General features: G+C 46.0%; 13 protein-coding genes and 5 pseudogenes. 3 read left to right on the plus strand and 15 right to left on the minus strand.

Annotated features, from left to right (window positions below; genetic code table 11):
* Positions 1 to 10: 10 nt before the first annotated feature.
* Complete coding sequence (gene yacG, locus V6N89_RS16285; RefSeq protein ID WP_338518514.1) at positions 11 to 238, plus strand: DNA gyrase inhibitor YacG; 228 nt, start codon at positions 11 to 13, stop codon at positions 236 to 238.
* A 61-nt stretch (positions 239 to 299) separates the two neighbouring features.
* Here yacG and V6N89_RS16290 read toward each other — a convergent pair whose 3' ends face one another.
* From V6N89_RS16290 to V6N89_RS21825, 3 genes are all read right to left on the minus strand, one after another.
* A complete protein-coding gene (locus V6N89_RS16290; protein ID WP_338518515.1) occupies positions 300 to 2,006 on the minus strand; it encodes a hypothetical protein in 1,707 nt (568 codons plus the stop codon).
* Positions 2,007 to 2,111: 105 nt separating this feature from the next.
* The gene (locus V6N89_RS16295; RefSeq protein WP_346992960.1) at positions 2,112 to 2,390 is read right to left on the minus strand and encodes a MerR family DNA-binding protein; all 279 of its coding nucleotides are present in this window, start codon (positions 2,388 to 2,390) and stop codon (positions 2,112 to 2,114) included.
* A gap of 31 nt (positions 2,391 to 2,421) precedes the next feature.
* Positions 2,422 to 2,535: a MerR family transcriptional regulator gene (locus V6N89_RS21825; RefSeq protein WP_431189738.1), complete on the minus strand. Its 114-nt coding sequence runs from the start codon at positions 2,533 to 2,535 to the stop codon at positions 2,422 to 2,424.
* A gap of 83 nt (positions 2,536 to 2,618) precedes the next feature.
* Here V6N89_RS21825 and V6N89_RS16300 point away from each other — a divergent pair.
* Positions 2,619 to 3,855, plus strand: a pseudogene (locus V6N89_RS16300) (NADH:flavin oxidoreductase/NADH oxidase family protein).
* Between the two features lie 93 nt (positions 3,856 to 3,948).
* Positions 3,949 to 4,821 carry an aspartoacylase gene (locus tag V6N89_RS16305; RefSeq protein WP_338518516.1) on the plus strand — a complete coding sequence of 291 codons (873 nt, stop codon included), beginning with the start codon at positions 3,949 to 3,951 and terminating at the stop codon, positions 4,819 to 4,821.
* A gap of 54 nt (positions 4,822 to 4,875) precedes the next feature.
* Here V6N89_RS16305 and mutT read toward each other — a convergent pair whose 3' ends face one another.
* The 12 genes and pseudogenes from mutT to murD form a co-directional block, all read right to left on the minus strand.
* Positions 4,876 to 5,259: an 8-oxo-dGTP diphosphatase MutT gene (mutT, locus tag V6N89_RS16310; RefSeq protein WP_338518517.1), complete on the minus strand. Its 384-nt coding sequence runs from the start codon at positions 5,257 to 5,259 to the stop codon at positions 4,876 to 4,878.
* Positions 5,259 to 7,967, minus strand: a complete 2,709-nt coding sequence (secA, locus tag V6N89_RS16315; protein WP_346992961.1) for a preprotein translocase subunit SecA — start codon at positions 7,965 to 7,967, stop codon at positions 5,259 to 5,261. Before secA ends, mutT begins: the two co-directional genes overlap by 1 nt.
* A gap of 167 nt (positions 7,968 to 8,134) precedes the next feature.
* Positions 8,135 to 9,014: pseudogene (locus tag V6N89_RS16320) on the minus strand (M23 family metallopeptidase).
* Positions 9,015 to 9,190: 176 nt separating this feature from the next.
* Complete coding sequence (gene lpxC, locus V6N89_RS16325; protein ID WP_346992962.1) at positions 9,191 to 10,102, minus strand: UDP-3-O-acyl-N-acetylglucosamine deacetylase; 912 nt, start codon at positions 10,100 to 10,102, stop codon at positions 9,191 to 9,193.
* 210 nt (positions 10,103 to 10,312) lie between these two features.
* A complete protein-coding gene (gene ftsZ, locus V6N89_RS16330) occupies positions 10,313 to 11,479 on the minus strand; it encodes a cell division protein FtsZ (protein ID WP_346992963.1) in 1,167 nt (388 codons plus the stop codon).
* Positions 11,480 to 11,584: 105 nt separating this feature from the next.
* A pseudogene (gene ftsA, locus V6N89_RS16335) lies at positions 11,585 to 12,815 on the minus strand (cell division protein FtsA).
* Between the two features lie 7 nt (positions 12,816 to 12,822).
* A pseudogene (locus V6N89_RS16340) lies at positions 12,823 to 13,595 on the minus strand (cell division protein FtsQ/DivIB).
* Between the two features lie 31 nt (positions 13,596 to 13,626).
* Complete coding sequence (locus V6N89_RS16345) at positions 13,627 to 14,598, minus strand: D-alanine--D-alanine ligase (protein ID WP_338518518.1); 972 nt, start codon at positions 14,596 to 14,598, stop codon at positions 13,627 to 13,629.
* A gap of 1 nt (position 14,599) precedes the next feature.
* The gene (gene murC, locus V6N89_RS16350) at positions 14,600 to 16,045 is read right to left on the minus strand and encodes a UDP-N-acetylmuramate--L-alanine ligase (RefSeq protein WP_346992964.1); all 1,446 of its coding nucleotides are present in this window, start codon (positions 16,043 to 16,045) and stop codon (positions 14,600 to 14,602) included.
* A pseudogene (gene murG / locus V6N89_RS21830) lies at positions 16,045 to 17,143 on the minus strand (undecaprenyldiphospho-muramoylpentapeptide beta-N-acetylglucosaminyltransferase). Before murG ends, murC begins: the two are co-directional and overlap by 1 nt.
* Entirely contained in the window at positions 17,136 to 18,527 is a 1,392-nt protein-coding gene (gene ftsW / locus V6N89_RS16365; RefSeq protein ID WP_338518522.1) for a cell division protein FtsW, read from the minus strand. The pseudogene murG and the gene ftsW overlap by 8 nt, the downstream one beginning before the upstream one ends.
* The gene (gene murD / locus V6N89_RS16370; protein ID WP_338518523.1) at positions 18,524 to 19,912 is read right to left on the minus strand and encodes a UDP-N-acetylmuramoyl-L-alanine--D-glutamate ligase; all 1,389 of its coding nucleotides are present in this window, start codon (positions 19,910 to 19,912) and stop codon (positions 18,524 to 18,526) included. Before murD ends, ftsW begins: the two co-directional genes overlap by 4 nt.
* Positions 19,913 to 19,917: the final 5 nt, after the last annotated feature.

Consider the following 19,917-nt stretch of genomic DNA (forward strand, 5'->3'; position numbering starts at 1 on the left):
CGGAGTTCCAATGGAAGTAAAATGCCCTATCTGTACTAAAGCCGTAGTTTGGTCACCGGAAAGTGAGTACCGCCCTTTTTGTAGTAAAAAGTGCCAGTTGATCGATTTGGGCGAATGGGCAGCAGAAGACCGCAAAATTGCAGGTAAACCTGCTGAGGACGCAACACCAAAGCATATAGATGTAGAAGAAATTGAAGCTATGCTAGCGCAACAGCAAGAAGATTTCTTTAAGCACTAGCCCTCGCCCAAAACGTCAGAAGCGTTGTAAATGAAGCTCAAAACGTGAGCTTCATTACTTTTTACAAACTTCTGAGCAACTGGCCACTGGTAGCAATATCAAAAGAAACAAACGCCTCATTTAATGCAATAGATGCATCGCATAACAGCGTTGGCTGCTCAACATATTCCTTTGCAGAGGACACCACACTTATATACTCTTCATTGTCGTTGCGGACAATAGATAAGACCTGTTGTATTAGCTCTCGCTGCCTCTCTTTTTCCATCATGATGTGTGTCGTTTGAGAAGTGCGGATTAACGACGCTATTGCTGCAATGTCTCTGGCCTGTTGTTCATTGCTAATTGCTCCATCATTACCATAGCGTTTTTCTTCAGGTACTTCGTCAGGAAAAGACAAAGACGCACAAGCCAGAGGAAAATCGTCTCTCAGCGATTTCATGTGTGCTATTTGAGACTTCCAATATTCGACAATAGCCGCATCACTGCTGTTTGATAAATAAACGGGCAACCGCTCGGTATACAATAAATGATTAAACTCTGCGGTTATCGAGTTTTGATTTTTTCCATTCAGCATGCCATTTAGGTTGATTTTAATCGCTCTATCGTAAGCTTCTGGATCGAACTGTTTCATCGCTACCATATGTTCCAACTTGAGGAACCCAGATTCAATTGCTTCTACTGTAATGGAGGATTCTGGACCTAACCCACTCATGGGGTAGACGTCTGGATCAACGACTTTGTCTATGACGCTTGCCTTTATCAACTCGTCATAAGTAGGAACCCAAAACGTGTCATTTGGCGTGTCCATTACCTTGCGAACAAACCAAGATGGCAATTTTTCTTGCTCGTATATGCGCTTCATTTCAATGCTAAATTCTTCAATGTCATGCGTAGACGTCCCTCCTAATCCAGGCGCATGAAATTTAAGTGAGCCTAGCTCTGCTAGTAATCGTGTTTTTCCGGCAAGAAATAGCAAGGTGCAAGCGGATGCACACTCCGTTTTAACGTATGTCTCAAGTTCGTATTGTTTAATAGTCTCCATCATTCGTTTTGCAGCAAGAATACGACCGCCATGGCTGTGAAGATGGATCCTCTTGACATTCGGATGCAGCTTCAGCTGTTCAACTAGTAATTTGTTTGAACCCACTTCAATACGCCCAATAAGCTCTAAATCTCTACCATCGTTTAAAACTCTAAAATCGATACTGTCATCATTCTCTGATTCAAAAAGTAACTGAATACCCGATTTAATGGCGGGTACACCACTTTTATAAATAGAAAATGAAAAACTAAGCAAACCAATGCCCAACATGAGCAGCGCAACTGTAGCCCAGCCAGAGTCTCCGGTCCTTTGAGGATGTTTGATTGCTGTTCTAAAGAGGCCAACTGACTGCCATAAAACAACAAGACCGATAAACGCATACATGAATAGAATATATGCCCCCATATGCCAGGTGGCAGTCGACGCATCTATACCTTTTTTGACGAGAAATGTTACCGCATAGGTAACCAAAGCAACGGCCAAACCCACTCCCCAATAACTCATTGGAAGCGAAACTTGACCGCGCCAATATCGAATGAACCAATTGGGATGCTTATCTTCTACAAGAGGGACAAATTCACTTTTCTGGGATTCCCGATCGTTTTGGCGTAAAGACAATTCATTAATGATGATTTGTGTGCGCTCTGGGAATGCATCTTGGTCGATGTTGGCTAAAGCATCATTAAGCTCTTGTAGGGAATATTGACTATAGTCGGGTTGGTTCAAACTCAATTCCATTTGATATTGGCGTAAATAAAGCCAACATGGTATCAAATTTTAAGTTTCATAATAACGAGAAACTTTTACGCTACATGACGTTGTGCAACTACACTAAGCGCGGTCAGAAGGTTCTATGTTAAGTCCATCAAGTAAGCCATCTAGTTCACAAGCGCTCATACAGTGACCTTGTTTCCATAACTCCTCTAACCGCTGCATTAAATGCTCCATCTGCATTTTCTGGCGCGTAAGCGTGCTGAGCAAATGATTTATTTCAGCTGCACGCTCACGTAAGTGCGCCATTACCTGCTCATGATCCAGTCCTTCACCACTTGCAAACAAGCCCGGTAAATCATCGAGAGAAAAACCAAGACTTGTCGCAAATTTTATCATTTTGAGGCGCTCGACCGCGTGGACATCATATTTACGATATCCTTTGGCCGTGCGTTCTGCTTAGCGATATTAGCCCTTTTTGTTCATAAAAGCGGATAGTACTTGTTGGTAAATCGATGGTTTCTGCTAGCTGTCCAATACGCATAAAACTCTCAAAAATAACCTTGACCTTAAAGTTAACTTTAAGCTTATAGTATGTTTATTGTCAGCACAATAAGAGAGCACACAATGTCATCAAGCGTTTTTACCCCATTTACATTACCTAACGGACACATCGTAAAAAACAGAATCGCTAAGGCTGCCATGGAAGAGAATATGGCACAGGCCAATCAGTTGCCAGGCAAATCGCTATTCACGCTTTATAGAAAATGGGCTGAAGGCGGTGTAGGTCTGATTATCACAGGTAACGTTATGGTTGACCATTTAGCTATGACTGGGCCAGGTGGCCTAGCGCTAGAGCCAACGACGCCTCTCGCTCCATTTCAGCAACTCGCTAAAGCTGCAAAGCACAACGGCACTCGCTTGTGGATGCAAATTAACCACCCTGGTCGTCAAGTGTTTAAAAAAATGGGCGGCAAAGTGCTCTCCCCTTCTGATATACCCTTGAACATGGGTAAGCATTCAGGTTTGTTTGGACAACCCAAAGCAATGACTGACAATGAAATTGAAGACGTTATATCACGGTTTGTAGCGACTGCTTCGCTAGCTAAACAAGCAGGTTATGATGGTGTCCAAATACACGCCGCTCACGGTTATTTGCTTGCGCAGTTTCTTTCGCCCCTTACCAACAAACGGCAAGATCAGTGGGGGGCTCACTTGATAATCGCGCCCGTATTTTACTGAGAATCGTGCATGAAGTACGTCAACAGTGTGGTAACGATTTTGACGTCGCAGTAAAACTTAATTCAGCAGATTTCCAGCGCGGAGGTTTTGATATAGAAGACGCTAAGCACGTTGTGGCCATGTTGGCACAGCATAATGTTGATATGGTAGAGCTATCGGGGGAAGCTACGAAGCACCTGCTATGCAAGGTCGCACAGCCGATGAAAGAACGCTCGCTAGAGAGGCCTATTTTCTCACGTTTGCTGAACAAATAGCACGTTCTACTACCCTGCCAATTATGACCACAGGAGGCATTCGTAAACTCGGTGTTGCTGAAAATGTGATTCAAAGTGGAATTGATATGGTAGGGATCGCATCTGCACTGGCACTTACACCAGACCTACCAAACCGCTGGCTTGCGTCGCCTGACATAGAAGGCGTAATTCCAGTGGTGAATTGGAAAGATAAAACCTTGGCGGGTTTGGCTACCATGGCGCAAGTTAAACGCCAGCTACGACGCATTGGCAAGGGTAATACCCCCTCGCACAAGGCAAACCCTGTTGTGTCTTTAATACTTGATCAAATACGCAGCGCATCTTTAACAAAACGTTATCGCAAACAGTATGCCGAGGAAGTGCAATAAAGCTATTCTCGGCAGTTGTAGACTATTGTACTATCAAGCTTAACTTTTAGATGGCGATAAGCGCTCTATTTTCTGCAGCACAAAGGAAAGTCTATGATTGAATCGATTGCGATTGTTGGTGGCACCCATGGCAATGAAACCAGCGGTATTCAGCTTGTAAGAAACTGGCAACAGCATGGGTGTCCTGCGCGTTTTCAAGCGCTCAATATATCGCTTCATATAGCCAATCAAGCGGCGCTAGACGCTAACGTTCGTTTTGTAGAAGAAGACTTGAATAGGCAGTTTACTCTTGAAGCACTTGATGCTGGAAGTTCTTCTAAGGAAGGTAGACTCGCACAAGCGCTTAACAAGGCGTTTGGCCCCAAGGGTAACGCTAAGACAGATTTAGTTGTAGATATTCACAATACGACCAGTGCGATGGGCGCGACGCTTATCATCTTAGAAGCAGATGAATTTCATACTCAACTTGCCAGGTACGTAAAACAACACATGCCTGAAGCAAATATATTACTTGAGGATGAAAAGCCTTATCTTGAGCACGGCTATTTGTGCACCACGGGAAAACGTGGCGTCATGATAGAAGTAGGCGGACAGCCACAAGGTGTGCTGCGTGAAGACGTGTACTTATTGACACAAACTATGGCCGAAGTCATTTTGGACTTTTGCTTAGCTTACAATCAAGACTCTCTCGAAACCGACGCACTTTCGCCTTGTGAAGTATTTCGGCTTGGTGAAAACATATCGTTTCCACTCGACGAGAACGGACAACGAACGGCTATGATTCACCACGCGTTGCAAGATGCAGACTTCAAGCCACTGATGCCAGGCATGCCTATGTTTAGAACGTTTGATGGACATGACATTGTATGGCAGGGAGAGACTGAAACGTATCCGCACTTTATTAACGAAGCGGCATATTTCAAACTTGATGTCGCCTTTGCCACGGCGACGCGCATTGCGTTGTAAAAGGTAATTACAAAAATGGCCACTCATAGTGGCCATTTGGAAAATCAAAGCGCGTTATGCTTGTAATGCGTCAATAATAGGCACATTCGCTTCGGGAAAGTCATCTGCATTTAGTGCATTAAGCTCAACCCATCGAGAAGACTGTCCTTCTTTGCCATGAGGCTCACCTGAGAATTCACAAACACGGTGTACATCTAACTTAACTACTTTGTCGCCATAGTCATGCGTAATAACAATGACAGGCTCGCTGGCAAGCACGTCGATACCTACTTCTTCAAGTAGTTCACGAGCGAGTGCCTCTTGTACGCTTTCGCCTTCCTCAACTTTTCCGCCTGGGAATTCCCATTTACCGCCCTGATGAAGGTGGTCTTGGCGTAACGTAATAAATATGTTGTCGCCACGGGTAATAACACCCACGGCGACATGTACAACTTTCATTACTTCAGCTTACCGTGGCATTGCTTGTACTTTTTACCCGAACCACAAGGACACGGGTCGTTACGGCCTACTTTCGCGCCTTCTCGAACTTGAGTGCGTACCTTGTCACTGGCCTGCTCTGGCGTGGCCGAGGTTTCTTCATGTTCAAAGTTCTTAGGTACATCGTCGGCCTGGCGACGCTGCTCTTCAACTTTTTGAACATCTTCTTCAGCTTGTACTTTTACGCGAGCCAAAATAGTAATCACTTCAACTTTTAGCGCTTCAAGCATTTGAGAGAATAATTCAAACGACTCGCGCTTGTACTCTTGCTTAGGGTTCTTTTGTGCGTAGCCACGCAGGTGAATACCCTGACGCAAGTGGTCCATTGCAGCCAAGTGCTCTTTCCAATGACTATCTAGATTTTGAAGCATTACGGCTTTTTCGAATTGACGAAGTACTTGCTCGCCAACTACGTCTTCTTTCGCTTTATAAGCGTTAACCACTTCATCTAAGATACGCTCACGCAGTTTCTCTTCGTAAAGTTTGTCATCATTTTCTAGCCACTGCTGTAACGGAAGATCGGTGGCGAAATCAGCTTTCAGTCGCTCTTCTAACCCTTTGACATCCCACATCTCTTCAAGCGATTGCGGAGGAATGTATTCATCAACAACACCTGAGATAACATCTTCTCGAATAGCCGTGATTGTCTCGCTAATATCACCTTCATCAAGTAGTTCGTTACGCTGCTCGTAAATGACTTTACGTTGGTCGTTAGCAACATCATCGTACTCAAGAAGCTGCTTACGAATATCGAAGTTGCGGCCTTCAACCTTACGCTGAGCATTTTCGATAGCACGTGTCACCCACGGGTGTTCAATAGCTTCACCACGCTCCATCCCTAGGCGCTTCATCATGTTCCCCATCTTCTCTGAGGCAAAAATGCGCATAAGAGCATCATCAAGTGATAGATAGAAACGGCTTGAACCTGGATCACCTTGACGACCAGAGCGACCACGAAGCTGGTTATCGATACGGCGTGATTCGTGACGCTCTGTACCAATAATGTGTAGACCACCTGCTTCAAGCACTGCATCATGGCTTTCTTTCCACGCTGCTTTCACTTTTTCAATTTGCGCTTCTGTTGGATTTTCAATTTTCTCAAGCTCGGCCTGCCAGTTGCCACCTAGCACGATATCGGTACCACGGCCTGCCATATTAGTCGCGATAGTTACCGCGCCAGGCTTACCTGCTTGCGCTACGATATCTGCTTCCTGCTCGTGGAATTTCGCGTTCAGTACTTTATGCGGAATCTTCTCTTTCTTAAGAATGCGCGAAATAAGTTCTGAGTTTTCGATAGATACCGTACCCACAAGAGTTGGCTGACCGCGTTTTACGCAGCCTTTAATGTCTTCGACAATGGCTTCATATTTCTCTTCAGCGGTAAGATAAATAAGGTCAGCATTGTCTTTACGCTGCATTGGTCTGTTGGTTGGAATAACCACAGTTTCTAGACCGTAAATATGATTGAATTCGAACGCTTCGGTATCAGCAGTACCCGTCATACCGGCTAGCTTATTATACAAACGGAAGTAGTTCTGGAATGTAATAGAAGCTAATGTCTGGTTTTCGTTTTGGATGCGAACGCCTTCTTTCGCTTCGACCGCTTGGTGCAGACCTTCTGACCAACGGCGGCCTTCCATCGTACGACCAGTGTGCTCGTCGACAATAACAATCTGCTCGTCTTTAACGATGTAGTCCACATCTTTGGAGAACAGCTTATGTGCACGCAAAGCAGCGTTAATATGGTGAAGAAGGGAAATATTACCCGCAGCAAACAGTGACTCGCCGTCTGGTAGAATACCTTCTTGATGAAGGATCTCTTCAACGTGAATTTGACCGCGTTCTGTTAGATGAATCTGTTTGGCTTTTAGGTCGATAGTATAGTCGCCATCGCCTTCTTTCCCTTCTTCGTCTTCATTTTCCTGCTGTACTAGCTTAGGAATAACCAGGTTGATACGACGATAAAGTTCAGAGCTATCTTCTGCCTGACCAGAGATGATGAGTGGCGTACGCGCCTCATCGATCAAGATTGAGTCAACTTCATCAACAACAGCAAAGTTAAGTGGGCGCTGAACGCGGTCTTGAGGACTAAACGCCATGTTGTCACGCAGATAGTCAAAACCGAACTCGTTGTTTGTACCGTATGTCACGTCAGCTTGATAAGCGTCGCGCTTTTGTTCTGGTGACATACCAGGTACGTTACAACCAACGCGCATTCCCAGGAATGTGAAAAGCTGATTACTCCACTCCGCGTCACGACGGGCAAGGTAGTCATTGACGGTAACAACGTGTACCCCTTTGCCCGACAACGCATTTAGGTAAGTCGGTAAGGTTGCCGTTAATGTTTTACCTTCATAGGTGCGCATTTCAGAAATTTTGCCTTCGTGAAGCACTTGGCCACCAAGCATCTGCACATCAAAATGACGCATGCCATACACACGCTTACTCGCTTCGCGAACAGTAGCAAACGCTTCATTTAAAATATCGTCTAATGTCTCGCCTTTTTCAAGGCGCGCTTTAAACTCATCGGTTTTCGCTTTAAGCGCCTCATCAGAAAGCTTTTCATACTCTGCTTCCAGTGCATTGATGGCATCTACGTTCTTGCGTAATTTTTTTAATAGTCGGTCGTTTCTACTACCGAATACTTTTCGAAGGATGCTTGAAAACATTAGCTTTTATATTCCACTACTTGTCGAGACGCCGCACATGCTGCACAGCTAAATTAAACCAATAAAACACAATCACGACCGATCATGTTTTGCGATATATTTACATTGTTGTTTATGTATCCGGCAACATAAAATACGCCGTATACTTTTACCTGGCTGCTACCTATCTACTTCTTGTAGACATACGGTAGAGGATCGACTTGTCTTCCGTTTCTTATTACTTCGTAGTGGACATGAACATAGGTTGAGCGCCCTGTATTGCCCATTTTGGCGATAGGTTGGCCTTTGGTTACCACATCGCCTATTGAAACAGTTAACGTTTCGTTGTGCCCGTATCGAGTTACAAAACCATCACCGTGATCAATTTCTACTAATTGGCCGTAGCCGTAGCGGTCTCCTGCCCAGGTTACAATACCTGCTGCAGTCGCTACAACGTTCTCTCCTGCTTTACCAGCGAAGTCCAGGCCCTTGTGCATAGCGGGCTGGCTAGGTAAATGGATCGGCTCGCATACCATAATAAGAAGACAACCACCCCGACTCTATCGGACGACCAGATAATTGGCTCTGTTCGTAGATATGGTGACCCCTTACCAGACTTTCAAGCATAGACAGCTGCTGCGACTTTACATCGAGCGACTGCTCTAACTTAGCAATCTCTAAAAGTATGGGATCGTCTTGGAGGTTATCCGGTATCGATACCGGTACGAAAGCGTCCAGGTCAGCCGCTGACATACCTAATTCTGTTGCGATTTGTTTTCCCTTTTCATCCAATAAACGAGTTTTAGCAGAAAGCTCTGCAATATGGGAAAGCAAAGTTTGAAGTTTAACTGTGGTTTGTTGCTTTAGCGTTTCAACGTCTTTTTGCGTTTCGTTGACTTCAGTTTGCGCTAAACGAACTCGAGCAATATCTTCTGATACCGACTCGGTGGAACGACTCGACACTAACATAAAAATAGACGAGAGCACCGTTGCGCTCACGAGCGTACGGACACTGATACTGTGCCTATAGCGTCTGTTTTTACCTGCTAGTGTAATCGTTAATTTCATACCACGAAGAAAGAATGCTGTTTCACGCCTGTGTTTTTATTTGTCTCTCTATTTTACTAGAGCGTTTTTTAGTCACACATGGGTGAAATTTATATAATTATCCGGCTACTGTATCATTTATTTCAGTAAATACCATACGAAAAAAAGCCGCCCCGTAGGCGGCTTTTAGAATTTTCTTATGCTAATGCGGGTTGGGCGTAGCGAATTGGCGCAGTTTCCTGCGAATCGTACGTAACATATTCCCAACAGTCTTTCTGTGCAAGTACTGCATTTAGCAGCTTATTATTGAGACCATGGTAGGTCTTGTAAGCTCGCAGTTCACCAATAAGACTATGTCCACCAAGATACAAGTCACCGATAGCATCAAGTATTTTATGCTTTAGAAACTCGTCATCGTAGCGCAGCCCTTCTGGGTTGAGTACTCTGAACTCATCAAGCGCTACTGCATTTTCCATACTGCCGCCAAGCGCAAGATTATTTGCGTTCATGTATTCAAGGTCGCGCATGAAACCAAAAGTACGTGCACGACTTACCTCATTCACATAAGAACATGAATCAAAATCCATCGTCATATGCTGGCGCGTTTGGCTAATGACCGGGTGTTCGAAATCAATTTGGAAATCTACGCGAAAGCCATCGTAAGGTACTAATTCGGCCCACTTATCACCGTCCTCAACACGGACTGGCTTTTTAATGCGGATAAATTGCTTGGGCGCATTTAGCTCTTCAATACCTGCTGACTGAAGTAAAAATACAAACGGGCTAGCGCTTCCGTCCATAATTGGCAGCTCGTTACTGTCTACTTCAACAATGATATTGTCGATCCCAAGACCCGCTAATGCAGATGCTAAGTGCTCAACGGTTTGAATAGTGACACCGTCTTCGTTATTCAGACACGTACACAGCATGGTGTTCCCTACCGCGTTGGCACGCGAGGGAATATCAACATGAGGTTCAAGGTCAACACGCCTAAACACGATTCCCGTGTTTGCTGGCGCAGGTCGGAGAGTCATTGTGACCTTTTCCCCTTTATGAAGCCCAATTCCAGTCTCTTGTACTGGGTGCTTGATTGTACGTTGTCTAATCATCTACTTAAGCTTTTACCTATTAAAAAAGCGGTCGCAAATTATAGTGAGTTATCACTCACATGTCAAAAAGTGCCCAATCTGCTACCAAAGTGGCATCAATTTGGCTAATTTCAACCTTTCGCGCAGTTACCTAACATCAGTATTTTCATACATTGGTAATATACGACAACACGTCTGCAAAATAATTCCTTTCCTAATCAGGCAGCTAAATTAGTCTGCCTGCTTACGCAAAAACGCCGGAATATCTAAGTATTCCAAATCATTGTCTGGCTGTGCACTATCATCTGGTTTTAGCGCCTGATTGCCCTCGGTACCACCCACGGCTGTGCGCGGTTCGCTAGGCTGTGTGCTGCCATACTCTTTTGCCGTTTGCGTTAAGCGCGAGCCTTCTGAACTAACCAATGAAATATCAGGTTTACGCTCGGCACCAATGCCTGTAGCAACAACCGTTACACGCAGTTCATCGGTCATTTCCATATCAATAACCGTACCTACTACAACCGTTGCATTTTCAGAAGCAAAAGCCTTAACTGCGTTACCAACAGTTTCGAACTCGTCGATAGCGAAGTCTGGGCCAGCAGTAATGTTAACAAGAATGCCGCGCGCGCCAGAAAGATCGATATCCTCTAGAAGTGGACTTGCAATAGCTGATTCCGCCGCTTCTTCAGCACGGTCTGGACCGCTTGCCGCGCCACTACCCATCATTGCTTTGCCCATCTCAGACATAACGGTGCGAACGTCTGCAAAGTCAACGTTGATAAGACCAGGGCGAGTAATAAGCTCCGCAATACCCTGTACAGCGCCACGTAATACATCATTTGCTGCACTGAACGCTTGTAAAAGCGGTGTGCCTGGGCCCATGACTTTAAGTAGCTTTTCATTAGGAATCGTGATCAATGAGTCAACGTTGTTCGCAAGCTCAACAATACCTTGCTCAGCAAAAGAGGTACGCTTCTTACCTTCAAATGGGAATGGCTTGGTTACCACTGCAACCGTCAAAATGCCCATCTCGCGGGCGATTTTCGCCACTTCTGGTGCCGCACCGGCACCCGTACCACCGCCCATACCAGCTGTGATGAATACCATGTCCGCGCCATCAAGCGCTTGACGAATGGTTTCTCTGTCTTCTTGCGCCGCTTCACGACCAATGTTTGGATCGGCACCTGCACCTAACCCTTTAGTAACACTTGAACCAATTTGAAGTGTTACGTCTGCACTAGAGCTGCGAAGCACCTGTGCATCGGTGTTAACTGCAATAAATTCTACGCCTTCGATGCTTTGAGACACCATGTGCTCGACGGCATTACCGCCGCCGCCACCGACACCGATGACTTTGATTACGGCTTCTTCGCCGTGACTATCCATTAATTCGAACATACTTACTCTCCGGTTGTACGTCTTTTCAACACTACGCCAGGTCATTCCCTTAGGCTAATTGCATCCTGCTAGCCTTAATGCCGTAGCTATAGCGCCCCCAAAAAATTAAAATTCACCTTTAAACCAGCTTTGCACCCGTTGAAATAAACTTTCACCGGGTTTCTGCGTACTGGATTTCTTATTATCAGATTGTACTTTGCCATATTGCAGCAGTCCTACGACAGTTGCAAAGCTTAGCGTCATCAACATATTCAGACAAGCCTTTTACGTTGATGGGTTTGCCCACGCGCACGGGCATCTGGAAAAGCTCCTCAGCAAATTCTACAGCACCTTCCATTTTTGCAGTGCCGCCTGTGAGCACAAGGCCCGCAGCAATTTGCTCTTCCAGACCACTGGCACGAATTTCGTCGTGTACCAGTTCAAAAAGCTCTTGATAGCGAGGTTCTATTACCTCAGCCAACGTATGACGAGACATCACTCTAGCAGGGCGACCACCCACACTAGGTACTTCTATGCTGTCTTCCATACTCACCATATCTTTTAATGCACAGGCATAATTAACCTTAATTTCTTCTGCATTACTGATAGGCGTTCTAAAAATCTTTGCTATATCACTGGTAATTTGATTACCAGCAACAGGTATCACCGCAGTGTGACGAATTGCTCCGTCTGTGTAAATCACCATATCCATAGTGCCGCCACCGATATCGACGACGCAAACACCAAGTTCACGCTCATCATCGGTAAGTACTGCGTAACTTGACGCTAACGCAGAAAATATAAGCTGATCAGCGTTGAGCTCACAACGCTCTACGCATTTAACCATATTTTTTGCCATATCGTCTGCACAGGTGATGATATGTGCATCCGCTTCCATTCTTACGCCAGACATGCCAATAGGATTTTTAATCCCTTCTTGAACGTCTATTGTGAACTCCTGCGGTAAGACATGTAGCAAACGTCGCTCGGCGGCAATAGGAACACTGCGCGCTGCGTGAATAACGTTATCTACATCTTCTTGTGTTACTTCTTGGTTATTAATGGGCACCATGCCATTTTCATTTTGACATTTTACGTGACGCCCCGAGATAGACATGAATACTGAAGACACTCGGCAATCTGCCATTAGTTCCATCTCGTTAACTGCACGCTGTACCGACTTTACTACCAAGTTCAAATCGTTAACGCCGCCCTTATCCATGCCTTTTGATGCATGGGTGCCCACGCCAACGATACTGATTTGATCATCTTCTAGCAGTTCGCCCACCACAGCCTTTACTTGGCTGGTGCCGATATCTAGCCCTACAATCAAATTGCGTTCAGCAGGTTTTGACATGGTTTCCTTAACTCTCTTCATCTGTGGTGCTGTCATCGTTCCAACCAACGGCAACACCCGTGTCATAGCGAAGGTCGACGTATTTGACCGCCTTCTCTTGCTGCGCCAACAGCGGATATACATCGATAAAGCGTTGTAATCTATCGATAAACTCTTGGCGCCCTAAATTTAATTTGATGCCGTTCTCAAGCTGCACTTGCCAAGCAAAACGCTCGCTTAAACTCAGCTCGCCAATCGCCATCTCTGTTGTGGCAATTAACGCATGCATAGCGTTATATCCCTCAAGTGCTGTTTTTTCGCTGCCACCTGGGCCATATAACCTAGGCAATTGCAGCACAACACCTTCATCATTGAACGTATCGCCATACGGATTAAGCAACAAGTCTTCGTTCCATTTGGCAACGGGTTGTTGTTCAACCAAATAAATTTTCAACGTGTTCGGCCACTTTTTGCGAACCGAAGCACGATAAACCCAAGACTGAGATTCAACGAGTTCAAATACCTCGTTCACATCTAACGCAAAAAAACTGCCTGGCTGCGCTTGACGAATTAATTGCTCGAGTTTAGCAATATCGATGTGCTGATAATCACCAGAAAAATCGATAACCTGTACCTAAGCATTTGCTGTTCATCATACAAATACTGGTTAGCTTTCATTGCGCCAAAAACGAGTGCTGACAGCACCAACACCAAAAAAGCAACACCGCCCCACATGGCCTGCCTACTTTTCTTCGGCGCCGCAAGTGCCTCAGCATCTTGTCTCGTGTTTAGCTCTGTCATTTAAACTACTAACATCATTAAATGGCCCATGCTAAGGTGCAGCCGTCACAGTATCTTCAAAACTGGTTGATAAGATACTCATCACCAGCTCATCAAAACTTAATCCAGCTACTTTGGCCGCTTTGGGTACCAAACTTTTCTCTGTCATGCCTGGAACAGTGTTCGCCTCTAGCAAATAAAACTGCCTTTGGCTGTCCTGCATAACATCAACACGTCCCCACCCGCTGCCTGACACCGCATCAAAAGCACGCACAGCAAGCCTTGCTAGCTGCGCTTCCTGCTCTTCAGGCAAACCGCTGGGGCAATAATATTCTGTCGTATTATCCTGATACTTAGCAGCATAATCGTAGAATGTATGTGGAGTAGACATGCGAATAGACGGCAAAGCCTGTCCCTGTAGAACAGAAACAGTAAACTCTGGACCGTCAATATATTGCTCTAACAAGACTTGATTATCATATTTAAAAGCGTCTTGAATCGCAGTTTCGAGTTGTTTAGCGCTTGTCACTCTCGCCATGCCAATACTCGACCCTTCTCTGGTAGGTTTTACCATGACTTCATTCCCCAATTTATCCATTATAGCGCTGCACTTACCAGCTTCAAAGTGCCTTTTGTCAGCAATTTCATATTTTGCAGTCGGCAGACCCAAACTTTGCCATACTTGCTTAGTATGAATCTTGTCCATTGCCAGCGCAGAGCCTAGTACACGGCTACCTGTGTAGGGGATGTTGAGCAGCTGCAAAGCGCCTTGCATAGACCCATCTTCACCGCCGCGACCATGCAACATTATCAGTGCTCTATCTACATTTAACGCCAGCAAATCAGTCAAAGGGCGCTGTGCAGGATCAAAAGCAAAGGCATCTACGCCCTGGCGCAACAACGCATTGAGCACTGCGGTACCTGAGTTCAAGGACACGGCGCGCTCTGCAGAGTCGCCACCGAGTAATACTGCCACTTTTCCATATTCGTGCGGTGAATGCATGCTTACTGAAGGTTTTAACATGTTATTCCCCTTCCCTTGCAAGCTGCTGCGGCTCAAGTTTATGACTGGCAAGCAGTTTGGCGATTTGACCAATATTGCCTGCACCTTGTGTCATTACGATATCGCCGTCCTGCATAATGTTGGCTAAAATGCCCGGTAGCGCACTTTTATCTCCCACGTAAACAGGTTCGATTTGTCCTCTTTGACGTATCGAGCGGCAAAGAGATTTGCTGTCTGCGCCCTCAATGGGCTGTTCACTCGCCGCGTATACGTCGAGCAGCAGAAGTGCATCAACACTTGATAACACTTCAACGAAGTCTTCGTACAAATCCCGTGTACGCGTATAGCGATGTGGCTGATAAATCATAACTAAACGTCTATCAGGCCAATTCGCTCTTGCAGCCGCTATTGTTGCTTTAACCTCTGTTGGATGATGACCATAGTCATCCATCAAGCACACTTCCCCTTTACTGGTGGTAAATGTACCTAACTGCTCAAAGCGACGACCTATGCCGCCAAAACTCGCCAGTGCACGAACAATGGCTTCGTCATCAATACCTTCATCGGTTGCTACTGCAATGGCAGCAAGTGCATTTAGCACGTTGTGATTACCCGTTAGGTTCAATGTGATATCTAACGCCGGTAGGCCTGGACGAATAACAGTGAAATTCGCTTTACCAAATGACAGACTAATATTTTCTGCGCGGTAGTCGTTATGTGCTTCAAAGCCATAAGTAAGAATACTACGGCCAATACGGGGGCGAATCTCTTGAATATTAGCGTCGTCTCCACACACAATTGCCTGCCCATAAAAAGGTAGGTTTGATAGGAAATCGACAAATGTGTCTTTGACCTTTGAAAAGTCACCGCCATACGTATCCATGTGGTCAGCTTCGATGTTAGTCACCACCGACACCATAGGCTGAAGATGAAGGAATGACGCATCACTCTCGTCGGCCTCCGCGATTAAATAGCGGCTCTTGCCCAATCGCGCATTAGTCCCCGCACTATTAAGCAAACCACCAATCACAAACGTGGGGTCATACTCAGCTTCTGCAAAAATAGTGGAAATAAGACTGGTTGTGGTGGTTTTACCATGTGTTCCTGCTACCGCAATACCATGACGAAAACGCATCAGTTCTGCCAGCATTTCGGCGCGGCGAATGATGGGAATACGATTCTCGCGGGCAAATATTATTTCTGGGTTCTGCTCATTGATAGCGCTGGATACGACAATAACATCCATGCCGTCAACATTCTCTGAACGATGGCCAATTTTAACATCGGCGCCAAGCTCGCCCAACCGCTTGGTCATTGCGCCTTCTTGTATATCCGACCCCGAAATAGCATAACCTTCGTTTAGCAGCACTTCAGCAATACCGCCCATACCCGCACCACCGATGCCGATAAAAAATATGTTTTTCACCCTGCGCATTTGCGGGCTTTCAAATGGGGTTTTAAAAACCATTAGTCCCCTACTCCTACCACGCTTTTAACGTGGCTTACTACATGTTCTGTGGCATGCGGGCTTGCACATTTACGCGCAACAGCCCCCATGTGCAGACAGTCATCAGGGTGTTGAAGCCACTGGCGCACCGCCTGCCCTAAATTTTCTTTCAATACATCTTGCGCAATCATTAGCGCGGCTTGTTGCTTAACTAAGGATTGCGCATTTTTGGTTTGGTGATCATCAACCGCGTGAGGAAGTGGAACAAAGATAGCGGCTCGTCCTGCGGCAGCTACTTCGCTCACGGTTAACGCACCTGCGCGACACACGATAAAGTCTGCCCACTGGTATGCTTGCGCCATATCATCGATGAAATCGTTAACGGTGACGTTTTCAATACTAGCGCCTGCGTCTTCATAGGCCTCTAAGACCTTGTTACGATTCCCTTTACCACACTGATGGACAACAGATAGCCCCGACAATTGTCCGCAAACTTCAGGCACGGTTTCATTTAACGCTTGAGCACCAAGACTTCCTCCAACGACTAGCATGTTGAGGTTGTCACCAAGCGCTGCGTCTTTCACCAGTGTTTTTTTCACTTACCGACCAAATATCGTCACGAACTGGGTTACCGACAGTATGCACTTTGTTTATAGCACTCGAGAATTGAACTTTCGCATCGTCAAACCCAAGCAGGATAGTACTGGCAATTTTACTCAATAACTTATTGGTCATTCCTGCTGCGGCGTTCTGTTCGTGCACAATGACGGGAATACCAAGAGATTTTGCCGCAACACCGCCAGGTCCACTGGCGTAACCGCCAAACCCAACTACCACATCTGGCGCAACGCGTTTAATAATGCGCCTTGCCGAAAATAGGCTTTTTATTAATGCGATAGCGCCGTTAACACGTGCAGCAATACCTTTTCCTCGTAACCCTTTCACCGGGATAAAGTGAATAGGGATACCGTGCTTTGGCACGACATCCGCTTCCATTCGTTCTGCGGTACCTAGCCATTGTACGTCCCAACCCTCGTTGCGCAGCGCATTTGCCACTGCAAGGCCCGGAAATACATGACCGCCCGTTCCACCAGCCATGATTAAACAGCGCTTAGCCATTATCAGCCTCCTGAGCAACTCTTGCTAGTATGGCTTTTATGCCTGCTTTACCTTCATCTTCTGGAGATTGGGCTTTGGCTTCGGTTTTAGTTTCCACCGTTGCATTGTCGAAACTGTGCTCTTCGGGTGTCGACTTTACCGTAGAAGATTGTTTTTGAGCGCGCTTTTTCGAACTCGCTTTCTTTCGTTCGCCTTTACCATCACCACGACCTAAAGCCTGTACCCCATCTACCCGCAGTTCAAAATCGATACGCAATAGAATAGCCACGGCAATAGACATGATAATAAGTGATGACCCACCATAGCTTACTAACGGTAACGTCAGCCCTTTAGTAGGAAGGATTCCTGCACTCGCGCCAATGTTCACCGCAGTTTGGAAACTAAACCAAATGCCGATGCTGTAGGCAAGATAGCCGTCAAAAGCGCGCCCTTTCTCTAGCGCTTTGTTACCGATACTCAATGCGCGCAAGACCATCCATAGAATCAAGCCTAGTACGGCGAGTACTCCAACAAAGCCAAGCTCTTCGGCAAGAATAGCCATAACAAAGTCAGTATGCGCTTCGGGTAAGAACTCTAATTTTTGTAAACTATTGCCAAGACCTTGACCAAACCAATTGCCACGCCCATAAGCCATTAGCGACTGCGTAAGCTGATAGCCTGCACCAAAAGGGTCGGCCCAAGGATCCAAAAAGGACGTGACACGTTTGAGTCGATATTCCTCAAAAACAATGAGCGCCACAACGGCAAGTACACCAACAAAGACCAAGGCGAAAAACTGCCAAAGCCTTGCCCCGGCCAAAAACAATAGCCCAATGGTCGTGGCGAACATAACGACAACGGTTCCAAGGTCTGGCTGTAATAGCAGCAACATAGCAAGCACGAAGAATACGACCAATGGCTTTATAAAACCCTTTAAGTTTTCAGTCACTTCTTCATATCGGCGTACCAAATACCCTGCCAGATAGGCAAAAAAGAATAGCTTAGCTGGCTCAGCAGCCTGCACCGTAATAGGCCCAATAGCTAGCCATCGCGTACTGCCGTTTACGGTTCTACCGACAAGTAATACCGCGACAAGAAGGCCGATGGCCGCCAACAACAAATAAGGGTTAGTCATACGCCAAAATTGCATGGGCAGCTGCAACACTACCATTGCAGCGACTACAGCTGCGACAATATAAATGCCATGGCGAATAGCAAAATAGAAAGGGTTGTCGTGCAACCTGTCAGCAACAGGCATTGACGCTGATGTTACGATTATGACACCTATGCTCATCAACGCTAGCGCAATAAGAATAAGCGTTACATCATAAGGCGCAGACGGCTGTGCAGGCCCGTCATGGCGCGCGGAAAATAGTTCACTTAGTCGAGTGGTAGCCGACATCATGGCGTCACCTTCTGCGCAATACTTTTATTCGCCAAAACCAAGGCTACGGCCTCTTTAAACACCTCACCTCGGTGCATATAGTTCTTGAACATATCAATACTGGCACAAGCAGGCGACAGCAACACGACATCGCCATTTTCAGCAAGTGTCATTGCCGCTCGCACTGCATCCTGCATAGAGTCATGTAGAGTAGTTCGTTCGAAAATCTCAGCAATACGGGTAGCATCTTTACCAATCGCAAAAACGTGTGCCACATGTCGTTCGAGATATGGCACCAAGGTTTGCATATCTGCACCTTTCGCGTCGCCTCCAGCGATTAATATAAGACGACCTTGCGTCATTGGCGCCAGACCCTCTAACGCTGCAACAGTTGCGCCTATATTGGTCGCTTTCGAATCGTCGATGTAACGCACACCATTTTCATTTGCTATCTCTACACAGCGATGCGGAGCACTTTCAAAGCTATTTAAATGCCTAATTGCGTCTTCTGGCTTTACCCCAAGCTCATGACAAATCGCCAACGCCGCCATAACATTGAGCACATTGTGAGTACCCGCTAATGGAATAGCGTCAAGTTTAATTAAGGGCACAGAATTAAAGACAACTGTATCTACCCCTTTAATTTTGGCGACTGCAAAGCCCGTGTCTGACTCTCCCAAGCCATACTCTACTATTTGCAAAATGGCTTGCTCAGCGTCTGCATCTGGCGATACAAACTCACCGTCGCGCCATACAACGGCACTTGCGGCATTGTCAAAAATACGCTGTTTAGCATCGATATAATTCTCTAATGAACCGTGTCTATCTAGATGATCATCAGAGATATTCAATATTGTGGCAGTGTTGAGTGATAGTGATGATGTGGTTTCAAGTTGAAAGCTCGACAGTTCCATAACAACAACGTCAGCATCACTTTGCAGCGTTTCAAGTACGGGGCGCCCAACGTTGCCTGCTTCTATGCAACGGACACCGCAGGCATTCAACAAATGATTGGTTAATAAAGTCACCGTGGTTTTGCCGTTTGATCCGGTGATGCCCACGACGTTTTTGGGTGACGCTAATTCTCGATTCAATCGCGCGAATAATTCAACATCACCGATCACTTCAACCCCGCAGCGCTTGGCAATAGTGACCTGCTCAATATCCAATGACAAACCAGGGCTAAGTACTAGGGTATCAACACCATCGAAGTAGTGCTTCGTCAGAGGCTTAGTAGTAACCTTGCCCGCTAGCGACAATGCTATATCGTCAGGTAAAGTCAGTTGCTCTCGGGTATCGAACGCTTTTACCGAAGCTTGATGTTGCAGTAAAAAGCGCACGCAAGCCTGGCCTGTTACACCAAGGCCACCGACAACATAACTATGCTCGCGTACGTTATACGACATAAAAA

It is taken from the genome of Alteromonas gracilis (assembly GCF_036870955.2).
Classification (GTDB): domain Bacteria; phylum Pseudomonadota; class Gammaproteobacteria; order Enterobacterales; family Alteromonadaceae; genus Alteromonas; species Alteromonas gracilis_A.